At 30.4% G+C, this 1,535-nt stretch carries 2 protein-coding genes; one reads left to right on the forward strand and one right to left on the reverse strand.

Annotated features, from left to right (window positions below):
• On the reverse strand, positions 1-260 hold a 260-nt coding region (locus P8H68_RS00315), incomplete at its 3' end, for a MoxR family ATPase (protein ID WP_300320102.1).
• 565 nt (positions 261-825) lie between these two features.
• Between P8H68_RS00315 and P8H68_RS00320 the strand changes: the two genes are divergently transcribed.
• A partial coding sequence (locus P8H68_RS00320; RefSeq protein ID WP_300320105.1) for a patatin-like phospholipase family protein occupies positions 826-1,535 on the forward strand: 710 nt, incomplete at its 3' end.

Here is a 1,535-nt window from a genome sequence, read left to right on the forward strand (position 1 = left end):
GGCGTAAACTGAATTCTACTAAAACCTCCATCCACTGCTTTTGACAAAGTATTAATGGCAAGTGTTTTTGCTAATCCTGGAACTCCTTCTAATAAAATATGTCCATTTCCTAACAAACCAATTAACAAACGATCGATCATTTGTTTTTGACCGACAATTACTTTATTCATTTCAGATTTTAACAAATCTATAAAAGCACTTTCTTTTTCAATTTTTTCATTGATTGCTCTGATATCAACGTTAGTGTTTTGATCTTCCATTTTATTAAATATAGTTTACTATCAAATTCTATTTATTCTGAGTTTGACAAAACTAATATTTTATTCCAATGACACTGTTAAAATTTGGTTAAAGAACCTCGTAAATACTAGTCTTCTCAGAGATTTAAAAAACTAAAATCATTCATTTTTAAGTACTTGTGTTAAAAAAATGTTATCATTTATTTTGTAATATCATTAATATTAACAATCTTTGTGACAACCAACAAAAATTAACTAAACCAAACTAACATGAAAAAGGAGGCTGATACAGCCTCCTTTTTTTATTTCCAAAAACTAGTTTTCCTTAGGTTTCATCATGTCTTAACACATGTTTAAATATGTTCTATTTTCACTCATAGCATTGCTATATTAGCATAGAATAAAGATAAATTCATAATTTTTATGCGTGTATTATTTTGAAAAAATTTAACATTTTAAGATTTCAAAACATAAAAAAGCAAAAAAAGATTATCCTTTTATTTATCTTTTTAAAAATTAGTTTCACAACCAAACAACAAATCAGATAAATCATACGTATTTTTAAAACCTAAAAACAATAGCTGCGATGGAGAAAAGTAAGAAAACAACTGTATCCTTAATTTTGGGAAGCGGTGGCGCAAGAGGATTGGCACATATTGGCGTAATTAAATGGTTAGAAGAAAATAATTATGAAATAAAATCTATTGCTGGCTGCTCCATTGGATCTTTGATTGGAGGTGTATATGCAGCAGGAAAACTCAACCAACTTACACAATGGATGCTCGCCTTAAACAAAACAGATATTGCTTCATTATTAGATTTTTCATGGGGAAATACAGGTGGCCTTTTTAAAGGTGATAAAATTATAGAAACCTTGGTTGGCTTTTTAGAAGATATTCAAATTGAAAATCTTTCTATTCCATTTACGGCTGTTGCAACAGATATCATTACAGAAAAAGAAGTATGGATCAACTCTGGTTCTCTCTTTGAAGCCATAAGAGCTTCTATTTCATTGCCTATGTTTTTTACACCTGTAGCTTATGGTGATGCCGTTTTGATTGATGGCGGCGTGCTAAACCCTGTGCCTATTGCTCCTACTTTTAAAGATGACACAGACTTAACCATTGCAGTTAATCTTGGTGCAGCCCCTGTTAAAAAAACACCTTTAGAAACTCCCGCTTTTGACCCTGTTTCTAACCTTGATATATTCCAAGATCAAATTAAAAATTTTCTTCAAAAGAATAACTTAACCTCAACGGATACTCCGTCTAAAAAATTAAGTATGTATGAAGTTGC

It is taken from the genome of Flavicella sp. (assembly GCF_029238425.1).
Taxonomy (GTDB): domain Bacteria; phylum Bacteroidota; class Bacteroidia; order Flavobacteriales; family Flavobacteriaceae; genus Flavicella.